Source organism: uncultured Tenacibaculum sp., assembly GCF_947504135.1.
Lineage (GTDB): Bacteria > Bacteroidota > Bacteroidia > Flavobacteriales > Flavobacteriaceae > Polaribacter.
On sequence record NZ_CANNGG010000003.1, the window covers coordinates 164,855 to 180,440 of the forward strand.

The window sequence follows — 15,586 nt, forward strand, 5'->3', positions numbered from 1 at the left end:
TACATTGTGGCAAAACTTTTTTTAAATTAATTTACTTAAATTTTCTACTGCCACGTAACGTTCTGATGTAAAGCCTTCTGCAAAATCAACTCCTATTAATCTACCCAAATCTCTTGCCCTATACTCTATACTATCGGTAAAGTTTTTACTAGTTATTGGTGTTTCTGGCTCGTTACTTTTCGGGTCAAAAAACTGAGACGAATATGCCATAACCGAGCCTATTTTTTTATCCATAAAACCAGTAACATTTACCACAAAATCAGGTTCAATGTTTTTCCATTGTATATAATGATAAACTTGTTTCGGTCTCCATTTTTCTTGTTGAACTCCATCTAACTCTGTTGCTATTTTAAGTAAGCCACTTAAAAAACAAGCATTAGACACTAACTGACTTCCTTTAGGGTGATCAATATGGCGATCATCAATAGCATTACACAACACTATTTCTGGTTGATACTTACGTATCATTTTAATAATTTCTAATTGATGTTCTTTATCATTTTTAAAAAATCCATCTGCAAAACCTAAGTTTTCACGTACTGAAACCCCTAAGATGTCAGCTGCTAACGATGCTTCTTTATCACGCAACTCGGCTGAACCTCTTGTTCCTAACTCTCCACGAGTTAAATCAACTATTCCTACTTTTTTTCCTTCCGAAATTTCTTTGGCGATGGTAGCTGCACATCCTAACTCAACATCATCTGGATGCGCACCAAAAGCTAATATATCTAGTTTCATTTGTTTTACTGTTTTCTACAAATTCTTTTATAATTATTTACTTTAAAATAATTACAGCTAATTTACTAAATGAAGTTTACACTTGAACTGTTTTCCATTTTCCTTTTTTAAACATCCAAATACCAACAACTGCAACTAAAACTTCTGCTAAAGTTATTGCTAAAAAAACTCCAATAGGGCCAAAATCTAGTGTAATAGCCATTACGTATGCAAACGGTAATTGAAATAACCAAAAGCACACAAAGTTGATATAGGTTGGTGTTTTGGTATCTCCTGAACCATTAAAAGATTGAATTACAACCATTCCATAAGCATATGCTATGTATCCAGCTGCAATAATTTGCAAACACAAAGCTCCATTTTCAACAACTTCAGTCTTTTCAGAAAACCATCCTAAAAAAGTTGGAGCAAAGAATATATAAATCAATGAGACTGCTCCCATAAAAATTGCACAATATTTACTCGTTATCCAAACAGACTTCTCTGCTCTCTCAGGTTGTTCTGCTCCTAAATTTTGACCTACCAATGTTGCTGCTGCATTACTCATTCCCCAAGCAGGCATCAAGGTAAACATCATTATTCGAATGGCAATTGTATACCCTGCTAGCACTTCACTACCAAATTCGGACATAATTCGCATTAAAAACACCCAACTTGAAGTTCCGATAATAAACTGCCCTATTCCTCCTAATGAAACTTTTATTAAGTTTATCATTACAGAAACTCTGACCACTAAATCTTTAACCGCTATTTTTATTTTACCTGCTCCAAAAAACAATACTCCTAATTGCGCTATAACTGCCGTCCCTCTTCCAATCGTTGTTGCTATGGCTGCACCCTCTACTCCGTATGCAGGTATTGGACCTAACCCAAAAATAAAAATAGGATCAAGTATAATATTTAATCCGTTCGACAAGATCAGCGTCCACATTGCAATGGATGCATTTCCTGCTCCTCTAAAAACAGCATTGATTAAAAACAATAACATTACTGTTATATTTCCGCCCAATAATACACGAGTATATCCATAACCTTCAGTAATTAAATCAGGCTCACCTCCCATAAGTGCTAGTATTTCTCTTGGATATACAATTCCAACAATACTAATGAGAATAGAAATAAAAACTCCTAAAAAAACAACTTGTACCGCTGTTTGATTTGCGCCTTCTGAATCCTTCTCCCCTGTTCTTCTAGCAACTAAAGCAGTTGCCGCCATACTTAACCCTATAGCTACAGCATATACTAACGTAAGTACAGATTCTGTTAATCCTACAGTAGCTACAGCATTTACGCTTACCCTTGATACATAAATAATATCTACCAAAGCAAAAATAGATTCCATCAGCATTTCCAAAATCATCGGAATTGCTAATACAAAAATTGCTTTACCAATACTTCCTGTCGTAAAATCTTGCTGTCTTCCTAAAACAGCATCTTTAAAAAGTGAGAATATAGATTGTTTTGATGTTTGATTGTTATCAGTCATTATAAAGTTTTATAAATACATAAAATTGTCTTAACAAAGAGTAAGACCTAACTATTTGTTGCTCAAGCAACACTACTATTTGAGGTGACTTATACAATCATAATGGCACAAATATGCAAAATTAATTTTAATTAATTTCAATATCTTCGTGCTATGATTAAGGTTGCCATTATAGGAGGCGGTAATGTAGCTACACATTTAGCCAATGCTTTTAGTAAAACAGACGAAGTATCGTTAGTACAAATGTATGCTCGAAATATTGAGCAAATTCAACATTTAAAAGAAGTTACTCCTATTACAAATAGTATAGAACTTTTAACAGAAGCCGATGTGTATATCATTGCGGTTTCTGATGATGCTATTGGTGATGTTTCTCGTAAAATTGAACAAAAAAACGGCTTAATTGTACACACTTCTGGTAGTGTAGCTATGCAATCGTTACAAAACAGTGGACGCAAGGGTATTTTTTATCTACTACAAAGCTTTTCTAAAGACAAAGACGTGAACTTTGATGAAATTCCTTTTTGTTTAGAAGCTGAAAACGAAGAAGATTTACAGTTACTAGAAACCCTTGCTAAATCTATTGGAAAAAAGGTATATCGTGTCAACTCAGAGCAACGTAAACGGTTACATGTTGCTGCCGTTTTTGTAAACAATTTCACCAATCATATGTATAAAATTGGCGCTGATATTTGCAACGAATATCAAGTTCCTTTTGAAGTATTACTACCTCTAATTCAGGAAACAGCTCAAAAAATAACCGAATTGAGTCCTGAGGCTGCACAAACAGGTCCTGCCAAAAGAAATGACCAAAAAACTATTCAAAACCATTTAGCATTATTAAATGCTGAACAACAAGAAATTTATAAACTTATTACAAAATCAATCCAACAAAATGGAAAAGAGTTATAAAGAATACTTACCTCAAATAGACACCTTTATTTTTGATGTAGACGGAGTGCTAACTAACGGAATTGTAACCGTTTTTCCTGACGGACAGCTTGTACGTCAAATGAATACTAAAGATGGATACGCCTTAAAAGCAGCTGTAAAAGCTGGTTATAGAGTTTGTATTATCTCTGGTGGAAAAAACGAAGGAGTACGTACACGTTTAGAAGGCTTAGGTATTACCGATGTTTATTTAGGAGCTCATGATAAAATTCAACAGTTTAATGAATTGGTTGAAAAATATAAACTAAACCCAGAAAACATAGTGTACATGGGAGATGATATCCCTGATTATCCTGTAATGAAACTCGTTGGTATGCCCTCTTGCCCTAACGATGCAGCTCGTGAAATACAACAAATTTCAAGATACATTTCTGATAAAACTGGTGGTAATGGTTGTGCTCGAGATATTATAGAACAAGTATTACGTGTACAAGGAAAATGGGATAGCAACTTTGATGCACAATACGATTAATTAATTGGAATACTTTTTGAGAATAAAAATACTATTAAAACTTTTAAATTATGAAAAAAATACTTTTTGCTTTATTATTTACAACCGTTAGCTTATCGATGAGCGCACAAACTATTTTCGGAAAATGGGAAAACCGAGATGAAGAAACCAATAAGGTTGATTCTGTAATAGAAGTATATAAAAAAGACGGAAAAGCTTACGCTAAAATTGTTGAAATAACAGATAAAAACCGTCAAAAAGCTGTTTGCGATAAATGCAGCGGCAACAGAAAAAACAATCCTATTTTAGGAATGAATATTTTAACTGGACTATCTAAAGATGGTGACGAATGGAGTGGTGGAAAAATATTAGACCCTAAAAATGGTAAAGAATACAAATGCTACATAAAACTAGACGGAGAAAACAAACTTAAAATTAGAGGGTACGTTGGTTTTTCTGCCTTTGGTAGAACAGCTTACTGGCATAGAAAGCAATAACAGTATTCTCATTATAAAAAAGCTCTAGCAAATTTGCTAGAGTTTTTTTTATTATTACAACGTTTACTTCTAACCTATTTTTAAAGAAGTCATACTTAAAGACCCCGCTAATAACTTATCATTAAAAAGCTGAACCTCTTCATTTTTTTGTTGCAACCCTAAACTATAAATCAAAGGCAGATAATGATCTGGAGTTGGAATTGCAAGCTGAAAAGCTTTTGATTGTTTCGTATAATCTATTAAAGGTTGGTAATTTCCTTCTAATAAATACTTATTAACCGTTGCTCTTGCTTCAATAGCCCAATCATACCCATAGTTATCCTTATCAAAATTCTTCCAGTCGACCAATCGTAAATTATGAACAATATTTCCACTTCCTATAATCAACACTCCTTTTTGTCTTAAAGAAGTAAGTTGTTTTGCCAATTCAAAATGGTAATTAGCATCTTTGGTATAATCAATACTTAATTGGATTACGGGCACATCAGCTTTTGGAAATAAATATTTTAATACTGTCCAAGCACCATGATCTAATCCCCAATGCTCATCTAACTCTACTAAATTAGGGTGTAATAATTGTTTAGTTTCTTTAGCTAACTCTGGGCTTCCTTTTGCAGGATATTGCTGTTCAAATAACTCTTGAGGAAAACCACCAAAATCGTGAATGGTTTTAGGCATTTTCATCGCAGTTACTTTGGTTCCTATAGTAAACCAATGTGCCGAAACACAAATAATAGCCTTAGGTTTAGGCAATGTTTTTGAAACATCTTGAAAACCTCTAGTAAACTCGTTTTCTTCAATAGCATTCATAGGACTACCATGTCCCAAAAACAACACTGGCATTGTCTGAGAAACTGGTAAACTATCTGATAACTTTTTTAATCCTCTCAATGATCCCATACTCAAATTTACTGATGCTAACCCTAGTAACTGTAAAAACGCTGATCGTTTCATAAGGGTATTTTTGTTTATTTATAATATTAAAACATATCCTAAACTTTTATTTAGGATATGTATACAATTTAAATTGGTTTTAAAAAACCAAATCAACTACCAAATCAAACTCGTCGTATATTGCTTTATCTTTTAAACCATCAAAAAAGCTAGTAGAACCGTATTTTACGTCATACTTTGCTCTATCTACTTTTAACGATGCTGTTGCTTTTTTACCATATACTGAAATTTCAAAAGTTACAGGATTGGTTTTGTTTTTAATAGTTAAATCAGCAGTTACTTCATAAGAATTTTTCCCTTTTGCTTTTACTTTTGTAAATACTAAGGTTGAAGTTGGATGGTTATTTACTCCAAAAAAATCGTCTGATTTTAAATGTCCTTCTAACTTTTTTTGGTATTCTCCAGATAAATCTGTTACTGCAATAGAAGTCATATTTATTATAAACTCTCCTCCTACTAATTTATCTTTTTCAAAGTTTAATATACCCGATTGTAAACTAACAGTTCCTTCGTGAGAACCAGTTACTTTATACCCTTTCCATACTACTTTACTTTCTTTCGTATTTACTTTTTTTACTTCTTTCGTAATGGTTGTGAATGATAATGTTGCGAATGCAATTAACATAAACACTAATGGATTTTTTAAATTTTTCATTGTTTCTAGTTTTTATTATTTATTGTAAAATTAAATCTGCGTATTGTTTTGAATTTATTTGTATGTCTTCGAATTCTGGATTGTCATTTGCTCCATAAAACACATGTGATGGTAACATTTCTAATCCACAAAATTGAAACGAAACTGTTACTGATTTTAATAGGTCTTCTAAAGATACGAAACTATTATAGGTTTCTTCAGTACCTCCTGTTGATACAGATAAACGAAACTTTTTCCCTTTTAACTTATCTCCTTCAGGGCCAAAAGCCCAACCATAGGTTAAAACTTCATCCATCCATTTTTTTAATAAAAAAGGGGTATTAAACCAGTGTAACGGAAATTGAATAATAATACTATCATGGTTTAATAACAATTCTTGTTCTTTTACTACATCAATATTTAAGTCTGGATACTCATTATATAGTTGATGAATAGTTACTTTATCATCGTATTGTTGTAGCTCATTTATCCAAGACTTATTAACTTTTAACTCCTTTATATTCGGATGTGTTACAATTACTAAGTGTTTCATTATTTTACATTTACTTGTTTTAACACTACAAAAATATGTATATTTGCTATACAAAAGTAACTACTATACTTTAATATACCAGTATACAAAAGTATATCAACTTTAACATTAGATGGAAACAAGTACAAAAATAGAAGAGCTTAAAAGATGCTCTGTTCAATATGTATTAGCTTTAAGAGATACTCTAAACGTAATAAGTGGAAAGTGGAAATTATCTATTATAGGAAGCCTTTTATATAGAAAAATGCGCTTTAAAGAACTACAACGTAATATTGGAAAAATTTCTCCAAGAATGTTATCTAAAGAATTAAAAGATTTAGAGGCTAATGGAATTATTAAACGTACCGTTTACGATACAACTCCTGTTACTGTAGAATATGAATTAACAGAATCTGGAATGAGACTACATACTGCTTTAGACGTAATGGTTGCTTGGGGAATTGAACATCGTGAAATGACGTTGAAATAAGTAAAAAAGGAAGAACATTTTAGTGTTCCTCCTTTTATAATCTCTCTAACGCTTTTCATAAACCCTAACATCTTCGGATTGTAATTTTAAGAAGTCATCTTTTACTCTAACTCTTATTAAATGCATTCCTGTTGAAAGGTTTTCAGGCATTTTAAGCCTCCATAAGTGTTTACTTTTTGTAGTTGGTTTTGGCATTTTTGACAATTTTTGCCCTTTATACCTTCCTAACTCTTGAAGCAAATAAAATCTTTTTAATTCTGGCGCTACTCCTTGGTGATACTCCATAGACTGCCATGTTACACCATCAAAAGAAGCCTCAACTTTTGTAGTTTCTCCTCCTGCAAACACATTTGCATACACATAACGCTAATTTAAAATGTTTATTTCTGTATCCCATTCTTTGTTCTCTGGAACCCAAAAATGCATTTGCTTTTTTATAGGTGCTCCTGAAACTTTACAGTTAAGTTGATAGTCGCTATCTTCTGTCTCTAAAAACCAATATCCTTTTGGAGCACCATCATACATCATAGCAAATGGAACTCCATGAATGTCATGTGCTCTTTGCCACCAGGCACCACAAACCGCTCCTCCTACTAACTGATGAACTGCTGGTTTTTGACTTCTTTTAAAAAAGTATGGTACTGTGTATGCGTATGCCCTATAGCAACCAAAACCTTTTCGAAAGGGTTCATCAACCCTATAAGCTTTTCTTTATTTCTTGTATACTCTAAAGGAATATGCGTGAAAATTTTTATTGAATTATATTTCTTTTCAAACTTCTTGATTATGTTAGATACAAATGTTAATTGATTTTCATCAAACTTACCTATATACTCACGGTTATTTATTGGAAAATTGTTGTTGAGTACCAAAAACAGGTTATCTCCATATTCAAAAGCATAATATGAAGGCCCAAATGAAGCTTCGAAAGTTTTGTCTCTATTAGAAAATTCTTGCTCTTCAAAGTTTAAATCGTAAATATACATACTAAACCCTTTTTCAATCTGCTGTTTGATGTAGTTGTTTACAATAGCATAAGATTTACCAGAACCTGGGGTTCCTAGTACAATCGTTGCCCTAAACGGATTAATAACATGAATCCAACCGTCATTCCACTTTTCTTTATAATAGAATTTGGTAGGGAGATTAACCGAATACTCATTTTGCATCAATCTGGTTTCCTGCATAAAACTTTCATTTTCGTTGTTGAATACATCATTCATTAGATTGTTGCAAAGCAGTCTACTCATCCAAACCCCAGCCATTAATAATGCTATATAACCGAAAGAGGTAGTCAGGATATAAAGTAAAGTGGCTATCTCTATTGATAAATTCAATAATGGGGTATTGAAAAAAAACAGGATAAAACCTATACCCAAAGTTCTGTAAATTTTACGCCAGGTAATCTTTTCATTCTTTATACCTTTAGTCCCTAGACAACTCAATGCCAATAATACCAATGCAAAAACTTTAGTGTAAAGTGTATAAGCAAACAATCCAGCTGTTCTGTTTAAATTGGTCAGAATCTTGTCTACAACGCCTAGTATCCAACCATGTTCGGCAAAGAAACCATAGCAAAACCAGTAAAAGTGCATTAGGACAATAATAACGCTCACTGCACGCATAAAAGCCATTACTTTGGCTAGTCCCCTTAAATCATCCTCTCCCTGCATTTTTTATTAAAATTTGTGAGATAATATATAAGCTATTGGGTATGGTTTGTTAGAACTGGAACTGTTTGACTTTTAAAGGTTAAGCTATTCTTCTTTTTTATAATTGATTACAAAAAAGTAAGATTTAATCATTTTCCCTTAAAACAGGGATATAAAGATCTATTATTTGTTTCATTTTTGTTTTTGAAATTAAATAGTTGATTTAATGGATACTAAAAGAAAACACTTAAGTTTACTACACAATATTTGCAAAATACTTTTTAAATCGAGCTTTACCCCAGATTTAATGAGTGATTTAGAAGCTGTTTTTTATAACAAAAAGAAATGCGTCTTTGAGTTAGAATACCCTGACTGGGAGCTAACAAGTCCTGAAAAAATCACTTGTTTTATTATAGAAAATCTTGAAGAATCAGAATTTATTCATATAAACGATTATACGTTTGATTACTGTGATGCGTTAAATATTTACACATTTTTTCACCAAGAAAAAATACCGTATAATGATGACGCATATGACCAAGAGTCTGATGAAACGGTTGTTTATGATTACCTAAACACATTGTTTGAAACACACCAACAAAAAGTGCTGGTTATTAATACTAATGGTGACGATATTGTATTTTTACCCGTAGCTTTTAGTGATTTAACAAAGCTACACAGTTTATGCTTAAAGCAGCCCTATTTTAAGGTGTCAGATGTTATAGAAGACACCTCTATTCCTATAAAAGATTCCTTTGAACTACTCCCACTACTCTACCATGAAAAACAAGATAAAGTGCCTAGAATTTTTACAGACCGGTCTATTAGCTATAACAACTTTTTTAGAATTTTAAACAGTTACCTCTTAAAAAACCGCACTAGTTACTGGTTTTATAATAATTTAGAAGAACAGGTAGAAATTTTGAAGGACGATAAAGACGAATTTAGAAGTCCATTAAAACGACTTTTTAGCAAGCCTAAAAAAACCTACTTAATAGAAATCAAAAACAAGGATGAAGAAAGTTCACTTTTATGGGACGGAAACAAGACGAATGAACTTTTTATACAATATACCCTAGCCACTGATAGCCAATATAAACAACAAGAAACACAGCAACATTTTATCAATAATAGCAATTACAATAGTTTGCTCTTAAAACCAGATAATCCGTTACAGCTCATGTGGGAACGCACCTTAAGAGGACTAGAAAATTTAGAGTTTTATTACCCACAAATAGATTCTAAAAAACTTCGTAAAATTATAAGCGACGATAGGTTTGCTGCCTGCTCATATGAAGAAGCACATAAATTCCCTAACCAACCTTTTGAGTTTTATGTACGTCATCTTAATGAAGAAACCCTCAAAAAAGACATACTGCCAATGTTAGGCATAAAAGTAGGTCTTGATATGTTTTATTACAAATCATATTCAGCAGATTATCTGGTGTTCTTTTCAAAAGAAAACGATGAGATGGAACTTATATTAAGTAATCAACCCGAACGCTATTTTTGGGCTATAAAACTGTTTAACGAACTTTACAACAACCTCTATACAAATAACATAGCAATATTAAATTAACTATTTATTTTGAATCTACATATATGAAATTACCTATAACAACCCTACTAATAACACTTTTTACTGCCACCGCTTTTGCACAACAAGACACCTTATGGTTTGATGGTGGATGGAACAAAACTACAAAAGACAAAGCCCATTTTTACAGACCACCAGCAAAAAAAGAAAAGCGCAACCTATACCGCATGAATGATTACCATATAAACGGTAACTTACAAATGACTGGGCTTTCAAAATTTAAAGATTCCGTGCATTTTGAAGGTACAGCTACTTGGTATGATGATGATGGTAGAATCATGCAAATGCAAACCTATAAAAACAATAAGCTAAACGGTGTGAGCTCCTATTATAGATATGACGAATGTGACGATAAGCCTGCTCAAAAGGTCACCCCTGAAGTAGCACAAATTAAAGAAGCTGGTGCTGATGATGATTGTATTTATAATATTCGTGAAATTACTTATAAAGACAACCATGAAATAAAGCAAATACTTTACGATACCAATAAAAAAGGTGCACGCAAAGAATATTACTATAAAAAAGGACACATCTATAAAAAAATGTATTATGATACTAAGGGTAAGCTATTAGGCACCTATTATCTACCAAGAAATGGCAAAGAACATGGCGTAACTGTTAGTTATTATAACAACCCCTTGCGTCCTAAAGAAATAATAGCCGTTAAAGATGATTACCCTATGTACGCTCACGCCTATTATCCAAACGGACAAAAACGTAGCAGTTTTGACACCATTCAAAAAATTAAAACCTATTATGATGAAAAAGGCAAAGTCATGGGCAAACTGCAATATGAAGGTGAGCTGGACAAATTACTTTATTATCACGGAAAACGCTATACATTCTACCCAGACGGAAAAACAATTGAAAAAATAGAAACATACGATAGTGAGTACCTTATAAAGGTTGAAGAATATAATGGAGGCGTATTAATTCGTGAAAATTTTTATGAGGATTTTGAGATTGTTAAAATCATCAGCTATACCGATAACGGCAAAAAAATTGGTGAGTTTACCCAAAAAGACAACGAATTAAATGGTACCATTCGTAATAAATACAATCAAATTATCACCTATAAAAATAGCTTCCCTGTAAAGGCAACCATACCTTATATAAACTCTAGAAAGTTATTCTCTACCCTAAAAGATTCTGTAATTACCTACCACGATACCCTTGGTAATCCCATTGCAACCTTAAAAGTTGGTTTAAAAAAAGGAAAGTTCATTGTAGATAGGCTAGAAACTGGCGAATACATACCAATACCTATTGAAGGAACTTTGGTGACTCCAGACCTTAATCAACGTATTGCAGGTAAAACAACCTTTAACAACTATAAAAAAACACAAAAAACAACCTTTAATTATATAAAAAATAAGCGTTTTAAGCAACATATACGCTATAACGAAAACGAAGAACCCTTAAAGCACACGTTTTATTATAGCAATGGTAACAAACAATATGAATTGTTTTTTAATCCTGCTACTGAAAAAAAAGAAAAAGGCATCTTTTTTAATAAAAATGGCGAGAAAATTTCAGAATTTAACTATCAAACCAAAACAGGTACGCTCTATGAGTTTTATGAAAATTCTAACGATATTAAAGAAGTTAACACGCAAAAAAACGGGCAATTCATTGCTGGAAAACGGTATCAGCGAGTGTATGACAGAAACCTAAAAGCTTATAAAAATGTACTTCGTGAAGATGTTACTGCCAACGGAGAATCAATTTTTTACTCCAAAAAAGATACTGTAATAGGAAAGGCTATTTTTAAAAATGGGAAACCTTGGTCTGGTACAGTGTATGATTATAAAAACAATAGAAAAATTCAAGTCAAAGATGGGAAAAAACACGGTATTTATATAGATTATACAGGAGATGAAAAAACCATCCGTGAACAAGGGTATTATAAAAATGGAGAAAAACATGGAAAATTCATTACATGGGGAGGCATTCGACCCTCTTATGAGTGGAAAAGAGTTAAGCAAAAAGAAGAAAACTATAAACACAGTATGCTTGACGGTTATACTATTAAATACAATAAAAAAGGTAAAGAGATTTCAAAAGTATTATACAAAAACGGTAAACGTGAAGGTTATGCTACAAGCTATAATGAGAAAACCAATAAAACCTATCGTCTACTCTATAAAAACGACAAGCCATTTGAAGGTGTTACGGTTAATAGATTTAACGATGAAAAGGTATATAAAAACGGGAATATTGTTAAAGAAACAAACCATACAGGTGTAAAAACACATAACAATACCTACCAAACCATTAAAACCATTACCATCCATAAAGATAAAGCAACAAAACAGGTTACTGTTTATGATTTGAATGATAATAAACTGCTATCCTATTCCGAAATAAACAATGTATTACAAGGTGAGGTTATTCAGTACCTCAACAATAAGCCCAAATACAAAGCTGTGTTTAAAGACGGAAAATTACAAGAAGGCAGCATTTGGATAAAAAGCTATAGCAGATTTCCATCGGAGAAATATTTTCAATTAAGCAAACAAAAACAGTCCATTTCTCTCAAAACATTCAACGAAGACCTACAACTATTGTTTAGTGCAGAGATTAACCCAAAACTTTATAAAGATTATAAAGAGAGAGTATTATCGTTCAGAGGTTATAATTTAAAAGTTAGTGGATATGACCTTTTAAATATAAATCTTTACGAAAACATTAAGTAACTCCAATACCATGAAACTACCTAAAAACATCAATAAAATTACTCTTATCAATAATATAGAAACAGGTCCTTTCCCTCCAAACGGTTTTCAAAAATTTAAAGAAGCCAGTTTTGGCAATGGTGATTATTTTGGCTTGTATTGGGAGTTTGGAAAAGAACATCAAGAACCCATTATTTGTGAATTAGTGCATGATGAAGGACTCATAATACCAAGGTTTTCTTGTCTGAATAAATTTTTAGAATGGTATCAGTTAAACGATTACGACTGGGGTGAAGAAGAAATAAATGACGACGCCTTTGTTATAAATCTGATAAAAAAAGGCGATAATCAATTAAAACAAGGTCATACAGAAAAGGCATTAGCGTTTTACAAACAAAGCACTGATGTTTTGGGTGAATATAGTGAGAACTGGTATAAACTGGGCTTATTATATGAAAGAGCTGGTAACCAACTAGAATTTCAAAAAAGTATCATAAACGCTGTTTTATCTAATTGGTCCATACAAAACCCATCTGAATACGCCTTGTACAAACTAAAAAATTTGAATCCTATTGATGAACTTAAGCAGCATCCGCTCATTAAAAATAGGAAAATTTTTGACCTCCATTTTGGTGGTATGAAAGAAAATAAAATTTATGAGATAATTCGCGAAATCATCACAGAACTCATTAACATAGGAGACATTGACAAAGCCTTAACAATGGAACAAAACTACGCATTAATGATGCAAAGGGAAACAACATCCTTTCAAGAACGGTATCATTTTAATTTAAATTCTTGGCAAAGGGATTTTAAGCAAAAAACAAGAGAGCGATTAAAAATATAGGCGGTCTCTAATATTCTATTCAGACAATGGTTTCAACCTTAATAAAAAACATACTTTTCAGCATCATAACAGCACTTGGTTGTATTACCGATACATGTTTAATTGTTTACTGTCATAGTGCAATTTCTCAACACAATACCGTAATCCCTATAGGAGAATTAAATTGGACTATCCACGAAAAAAAAATGTGTTTCTCTGTAACCAAAAAAAACGGAAGCGCTTTAAACGAAGGGCATTACATTACTAGACTTTCAGACCTTTTGGATAACACAGAGGGAGAGTTAATATTTTATATCAATAAAAAAGGAGAACTTAATAAAAAGCTAAACATGGTTTACGATAAAAATTCGCAAAGTATTCATCAAATTTCTAATGGGTGTTATAACGGAACTTCCAAAATATTCCACGACGGTAACCTAAGTAATAAAACCATTTTTAAAAAAGGATTAGAACAATATGCTGAAGAATATTCGCCATCTCAACAGCTTCTAGCAAAATCTATATGGAAATATAAAAGAAATAAAATTTTTATAGAAACAAAATTATCAGACAGCACAACAGTGATTCAGATAAAAGAGAGAAAAACCAACCAATCAACTTTAAAAGAATATAACAAAAATGGCGATTTAATTTTAACCCAAATATATAATATAAAAGATACTTCTAACGAAAGAATAGTAACTACACTTCAATATGATACTAGAGATGTATTGACTTATAAAAAAGTAGAAACTCAAAAAAAAATTAGAGTATACTAACCGTAGAGGAGTTTTATCGTGAAAATAGCACACTATCAAATAGAAACACTTATTACCACTCTTTGAAAAACAAAAAAACTTCGTTCTCTAAAAAAATTGCATACTGGCAGGATGGAACAACAAAGCAAAATATTTTTTAAGCAAGTATAAAAATGGTAATCGTAGTAATACTGTTAAGAATTATAATGAGCGAGGAGAGCTAATAAACAAAATGACTGATGAATTCTAAAGCTATTAACATCTTTTCCTTTACGATAATCAAAGTTCAGAAAAACGAAATTTCAGAACAGGAAGTTAACAACATACGGGTAAAAGCCAGTAAACAGATGTATGAATATAATTTTGATACTATGTTATGGCTCTGGTCTAGCGTAGGTCTATATGACGTATCGCTACAATACGAGCAAAATATAACCCAAATTTACAACAGCCCCGTTAAAATTGATAAACGTACCAATACGACTACACTTAACCCAATGTAAATATCCCTATTTTCAGGGAGCTGTAACTATTCTGATACTTTTATATTTGATTATAAAATATTAGTATTTAAAAAATGAAGAAACTCTCCTTTTTTTTAATCGTTATTGCGCTATTAGCGTGCAGTGATGACGACCCAATAAAAAAAATAGATAGCCATTTAGAAGGTGACTTAGAAATCCGCTCTCAAGCAGATTTAAACAACCCTGATTTAAAAAACTATACATCTATTAGTGGAAACCTCGTCATTCACTATACAGATGATGTTGAAGATTTAAGTGAATTAGCGCATTTAGAACACGTACAAGGTAGCCTCCTTATACATTATAATGATGCCTTAAAATCGCTTCACGGGTTAGAACAAATTAAAACCTTAAAAAACCTGCAAATACACAACAATCTTGAGCTGATGTCGTTAGACGGACTAGAATATGTATCAGAGGTTGCAGAAACCTTAAACATTAATGACAACCCAAGACTTTCCAGTATTGCTGGGCTTAAAAACGTGGTGTCAGTCGGTAATCAGCTTTCTATAATTGGCAATCCAAACTTGACTAATGTAAACGGATTAGATATGCTAAACTCTGTAAAACAATTATTAGTGGCTAGCAATAGTCGTTTAACTAATATTGATGCACTTGAAAACCTCACTTTTAGTTCAGAAATAAAAATATACCTCAATAAAGCATTAAACAATTTTTGTGCACTAACCCCATGTGTAACCCAAAACAATGAAACGATCTTTTTTTCCACTAAAAGAAATGCCTATAATCCTAGCGTACAAGATATACTTGATGGACATTGTATGAATTAAAATAATACATACACAAACCAACCATCTGCG

The 15,586-nt window shown here is 32.1% G+C and carries 14 protein-coding genes and 2 pseudogenes; 9 read left to right on the top strand and 7 right to left on the bottom strand.

Going from position 1 to position 15,586, the window contains the following annotated elements; all coding sequences use genetic code 11:
* Positions 1 to 21: 21 nt before the first annotated feature.
* Together bshB1 and Q0663_RS07010 are read right to left on the bottom strand one after the other, a co-directional pair.
* Positions 22 to 738 carry a bacillithiol biosynthesis deacetylase BshB1 gene (gene bshB1, locus Q0663_RS07005; protein WP_299008662.1) on the bottom strand — a complete coding sequence of 239 codons (717 nt, stop codon included), beginning with the start codon at positions 736 to 738 and terminating at the stop codon, positions 22 to 24.
* A gap of 76 nt (positions 739 to 814) precedes the next feature.
* Positions 815 to 2,224 (bottom strand): MATE family efflux transporter, encoded by a 1,410-nt coding sequence (locus tag Q0663_RS07010; RefSeq protein WP_299008664.1) that lies wholly within the window; start codon positions 2,222 to 2,224, stop codon positions 815 to 817.
* Between the two features lie 153 nt (positions 2,225 to 2,377).
* On the opposite strand from Q0663_RS07010, the gene Q0663_RS07015 reads away from it, so the two are divergent.
* Genes Q0663_RS07015 through Q0663_RS07025 form a run of 3 tightly spaced genes read left to right on the top strand, consistent with a single transcriptional unit; the run spans position 2,378 to position 4,123 of the window.
* A complete protein-coding gene (locus Q0663_RS07015; protein WP_299008667.1) occupies positions 2,378 to 3,136 on the top strand; it encodes a Rossmann-like and DUF2520 domain-containing protein in 759 nt (252 codons plus the stop codon).
* The gene (locus Q0663_RS07020; protein ID WP_299008670.1) at positions 3,120 to 3,647 is read left to right on the top strand and encodes an HAD family hydrolase; all 528 of its coding nucleotides are present in this window, start codon (positions 3,120 to 3,122) and stop codon (positions 3,645 to 3,647) included. The genes Q0663_RS07015 and Q0663_RS07020 overlap by 17 nt, the downstream gene beginning before the upstream one ends.
* Before the next feature lie 50 nt (positions 3,648 to 3,697).
* Complete coding sequence (locus tag Q0663_RS07025; RefSeq protein ID WP_299008673.1) at positions 3,698 to 4,123, top strand: DUF2147 domain-containing protein; 426 nt, start codon at positions 3,698 to 3,700, stop codon at positions 4,121 to 4,123.
* A gap of 69 nt (positions 4,124 to 4,192) precedes the next feature.
* Here the strand turns inward: Q0663_RS07025 and ygiD are convergent, their stop codons facing one another.
* From ygiD to Q0663_RS07040, 3 genes are all read right to left on the bottom strand, one after another.
* On the bottom strand, positions 4,193 to 5,023 hold the full coding sequence (gene ygiD / locus Q0663_RS07030) for a 4,5-DOPA dioxygenase extradiol (protein ID WP_299009639.1): 831 nt from the start codon (positions 5,021 to 5,023) through the stop codon (positions 4,193 to 4,195).
* A gap of 133 nt (positions 5,024 to 5,156) precedes the next feature.
* Positions 5,157 to 5,732 (bottom strand): YceI family protein, encoded by a 576-nt coding sequence (locus tag Q0663_RS07035; protein WP_299008676.1) that lies wholly within the window; start codon positions 5,730 to 5,732, stop codon positions 5,157 to 5,159.
* A gap of 19 nt (positions 5,733 to 5,751) precedes the next feature.
* Positions 5,752 to 6,264 (bottom strand): NAD(P)H-dependent oxidoreductase, encoded by a 513-nt coding sequence (locus tag Q0663_RS07040; protein WP_299008677.1) that lies wholly within the window; start codon positions 6,262 to 6,264, stop codon positions 5,752 to 5,754.
* 112 nt (positions 6,265 to 6,376) lie between these two features.
* Here Q0663_RS07040 and Q0663_RS07045 point away from each other — a divergent pair, with 112 nt between their 5' ends.
* Positions 6,377 to 6,733: a helix-turn-helix domain-containing protein gene (locus Q0663_RS07045; RefSeq protein ID WP_299008679.1), complete on the top strand. Its 357-nt coding sequence runs from the start codon at positions 6,377 to 6,379 to the stop codon at positions 6,731 to 6,733.
* Positions 6,734 to 6,778: 45 nt separating this feature from the next.
* Here the strand turns inward: Q0663_RS07045 and Q0663_RS07050 are convergent.
* Positions 6,779 to 7,312 (bottom strand): annotated as a pseudogene (locus tag Q0663_RS07050) (calcineurin-like phosphoesterase C-terminal domain-containing protein); the annotation flags it as partial.
* A gap of 377 nt (positions 7,313 to 7,689) precedes the next feature.
* Positions 7,690 to 8,406 (bottom strand): annotated as a pseudogene (locus Q0663_RS07055) (YWFCY domain-containing protein); the annotation flags it as partial.
* Positions 8,407 to 8,611: 205 nt separating this feature from the next.
* Here Q0663_RS07055 and Q0663_RS07060 point away from each other — a divergent pair.
* From Q0663_RS07060 to Q0663_RS07080, 5 genes are all read left to right on the top strand, one after another.
* Complete coding sequence (locus Q0663_RS07060) at positions 8,612 to 9,964, top strand: hypothetical protein (protein ID WP_299008680.1); 1,353 nt, start codon at positions 8,612 to 8,614, stop codon at positions 9,962 to 9,964.
* A 23-nt stretch (positions 9,965 to 9,987) separates the two neighbouring features.
* A complete protein-coding gene (locus tag Q0663_RS07065) occupies positions 9,988 to 12,678 on the top strand; it encodes a hypothetical protein (protein ID WP_299008682.1) in 2,691 nt (896 codons plus the stop codon).
* Between the two features lie 10 nt (positions 12,679 to 12,688).
* Complete coding sequence (locus tag Q0663_RS07070) at positions 12,689 to 13,504, top strand: hypothetical protein (protein ID WP_299008683.1); 816 nt, start codon at positions 12,689 to 12,691, stop codon at positions 13,502 to 13,504.
* A 26-nt stretch (positions 13,505 to 13,530) separates the two neighbouring features.
* Positions 13,531 to 14,262: a hypothetical protein gene (locus Q0663_RS07075; RefSeq protein WP_299008685.1), complete on the top strand. Its 732-nt coding sequence runs from the start codon at positions 13,531 to 13,533 to the stop codon at positions 14,260 to 14,262.
* Between the two features lie 556 nt (positions 14,263 to 14,818).
* Positions 14,819 to 15,556, top strand: a complete 738-nt coding sequence (locus Q0663_RS07080) for a hypothetical protein (RefSeq protein ID WP_299008687.1) — start codon at positions 14,819 to 14,821, stop codon at positions 15,554 to 15,556.
* Positions 15,557 to 15,586: the final 30 nt, after the last annotated feature.